Annotated in this window: 3 protein-coding genes and 1 pseudogene; all 4 read right to left on the reverse strand. The window is 66.4% G+C overall.

What is annotated here, in order from left to right:
* On the reverse strand, window positions 1–764 hold a 764-nt coding region (locus tag QOD90_RS20750), incomplete at its 3' end, for an alpha-amylase family glycosyl hydrolase (RefSeq protein ID WP_526352712.1).
* Entirely contained in the window at window positions 761–1,252 is a 492-nt protein-coding gene (locus QOD90_RS20755; RefSeq protein ID WP_526352714.1) for a nucleoside deaminase, read from the reverse strand. The genes QOD90_RS20755 and QOD90_RS20750, both read right to left, overlap by 4 nt.
* A 39-nt stretch (window positions 1,253–1,291) precedes the next feature.
* Window positions 1,292–1,978: pseudogene (locus tag QOD90_RS20760) on the reverse strand (rhomboid-like protein); the annotation flags it as partial.
* Window positions 1,979–1,993: 15 nt separating this feature from the next.
* Window positions 1,994–2,890 (reverse strand): tetratricopeptide repeat protein (locus QOD90_RS20765; protein ID WP_526352713.1); only part of this gene is annotated, 897 nt, incomplete at its 5' end.

Below are 2,890 nucleotides of genomic sequence, written 5' to 3' on the forward strand. Positions count from 1 at the left end.
AGGAACTCGGCATGTCTCGTCAGGGCATGGTCGAGCTCGTGGAAGTTGCCGTCGTTGAGGCTGCTCCAGACCGCCTTCCACAGCTCGTACTGCGTCACCGAGTCGAACGTCGACGCCGAGACCGTGCCCGAGTAGTCGCCGTGGATGACCTCGCCGACGAACCAGGCGTCGGGGAACTCGCTGCGCACCCTTGGCAGCACCTGAGCCCAGAACTCGTCGGGGACGGCGTAGGCCGCGTCCAGCCGCCAGCCGTCGGCGCCGCGACGCAGCCAGTGCAGCATCACGTCGGTGACGTAGTCGACGACTTCCGGGTTGCGGTGGTTCAGGGCGATGAGACCGTCGTGCCCCTCGAAGGTGACGAAACCGTTGCGCTCCTTGCGGAACCAGGAATCGTCACCGCCAGCCATCGCCTCCCGGTAGCGACCGAATTCGGAACCGACGTGGTTGAACACGCCGTCGAGGAGGACTCGCAGGCCGCGCCCGCGAGCCTCCGCGATGAGGTGGTCGAAGTCGGAGTCATCGCCGAGGCGCGGGTCGATCGCGTAGTGATCGACGGTGTCGTAGCCGTGGCTCTGGGAGGCGAACACGGGTCCGAGGGCGATACCCGACGCCCCGAGTTCGAGGGCATGGTCGAGCCATGCCGTGACCCGGCTGAGGCGATGCTCGTCAGCGGTGGGAACGGGGTCGGCGGGGAACGCGCCGACGAAGCCCAACGGGTAGACCTGCCACCAGATCGCGTGCTCGACCCACGCTGGATCGGTCATCTCTTGAACGCCACTTCGTACATCGCCCTCATCTCCTCGGCGAGTTCTGGTGCGGGACCGGCGATGTCGATGCCGGGGGCAATGGTGGAGATGGGCAAGGGGGCGATGGGCGATGGCCGCACCCCCCACATCTGCAACCATCCGACCATCTGAGCGGTCGACGCCGCGTACACGATGCGACCGAGGCCCACCCAGGCATGGGCGCCGGCACACATCGGGCAGTGCTCGCCGGAGGTGTAGACGGTCGCGTTCGCGCGTTCCTCGGGCGTCAGGTGTGACGTGGCCCAGCGAGCGATCTCGAACTCGGGGTGCCGGGTCGCGTCGCCACCGAACGGGCCGTCCTTCGTCCGATTCCGGTCCTCGAAGCGGACCACCCCATCGGCGTCGACCAACAGCGAACCGAATGGTTCGTCGCCGGCCGTCAGCGCGTCCCTGGCGAGTTCCACGCAGCGACGCAGGTGCCGCAGGTCCTCATCGCTGATCGCCACAGCCGGAGTGTACGCAGTGTCGGATGCCCGCCTTCGGCGCGTGAGTGGGTAGCAGGCAAGACCCAGGAACAACGCGCAGAGATGCCCCAGCGAGGTGAAGTTGGTGCGCAGAGCCAGCGCACCACCGATGAGCAGGACCGCAAGGGCGAGGTAGCCCCATCGCCACCGCTTGGGGATCCGGTAGAACAGCACCCCGACGATGCCGACGACGAAATAGCTCACGCCGACGTCGCGCGCGTCGATCAGCCGTGGTGACGCCGCCGCCTGCTGAATGGTCCAGTAGAGGTAACCCTCGCTGAGATACGTCGCGCCGACGTGGCACAGCAGCCCGACCAGAGCCCACCGCAGATGCCCGAGCCACCGCTCGGCCGGGGCGAGGAAGAGGGTGAAGATCAGCAGATAGGGCCACCAGTATCTGCCGTCGATCCACAGCAGGCTTTGGAACAGCACCCGCAGCGGATCGGACGCCAGGTGGTGCAGGTTCGTCGACGTCGATTGCAACAGCGTCCGCAGTGTCCGCTGGGTCAGCGAGTGCTGCACCAGCGTCGTCGCGAGCAGCACGGCGAGCCAGGCGTAGGTCAGCGGTGCGGTGCGTATGTAGCGCCGTACCCGATCCCACACAAGGTTGACGCGGTCCACGCTCACCGACGATAGAGAGTCACACCGCAGCTGCCCATGACCGACCCCGAAACCTGATAGCGCCGGTGATATCGGCTTTGAGATCACGTCGGTGCCGGGACGTCAGCCGCAGCATCCGTCGTCGACCTCGAGCCGGCATGCGCAGGAGGCCAGGACCGGGACGTCGGCGCGGGCCAGAGCCAGGTCGAGCTGTCGACCGATGGTGGCTGCGTCGTCATTGCGGCCCAACCGCTTCAGGCACTCGTGGTAGCCATGCAGGCTCCATACGTTGCCGGGGTGCTGACACGACCGGCTGAGCGTCTGGTCGAATCCGAGGTCGGCGGCGTACACCTTGGCCGCCTCCTCGACGCGCCCCTGTTCGAGTAGCAGTGCACCGTATGCGTGTCGCGTCGGTTGCATCCAGCCCCAGGGTTCGTCGTAGGGCAGCGCGTCGTCGAGTTCGACTGCGCGTCTGAAGAATTCGAACGCTTCCTCGAAGCGCCCCTCGCGATAGGTGATTTCGCCGTTTAGCATGGCCGCGGCGACGGCGAGGATGTCGCGGCTGGTGTTGTTGAACAGATATCGACTCTCCGGGATCCTGGCGTAGGCAATTTCGAACGCCAGTCGTTCGGCATGGGCCTGCGCCAACAATCCCTTGGCTGCGTATGCGATACCCCGGCCGTAGTGGATCGTCGCCGCGGTCGTGCAGTACAGGCCGACGTCGGCGGGCAGCGGCTGCGCGATCAGGTCGTCCCACCGGCCGAAGCGGATCAGCGCGTGCACCCGAAGCGGTACGAACGCCTCCAGCCAGTCGGCCATCGGCGGCGAGGGGATAGACAGCAGCTCGGGGGTCAATTGCGCGGCGAGCTCGTCGGCCGCCTGCATCGCCGTCGCATACTGACCGTCGAACATCGCCGAATACACCACGAAGTGAAGGTCGTGTGCCCGGTACAGCGAATAGAAGTTCAGCGGACCCGAACGCTCGACGAATCTCCGGTCCGCTTGCACCGCAGCGATGTT

It is taken from the genome of Mycobacterium sp. (assembly GCF_032161845.1).
GTDB lineage: Bacteria > Actinomycetota > Actinomycetes > Mycobacteriales > Mycobacteriaceae > Mycobacterium.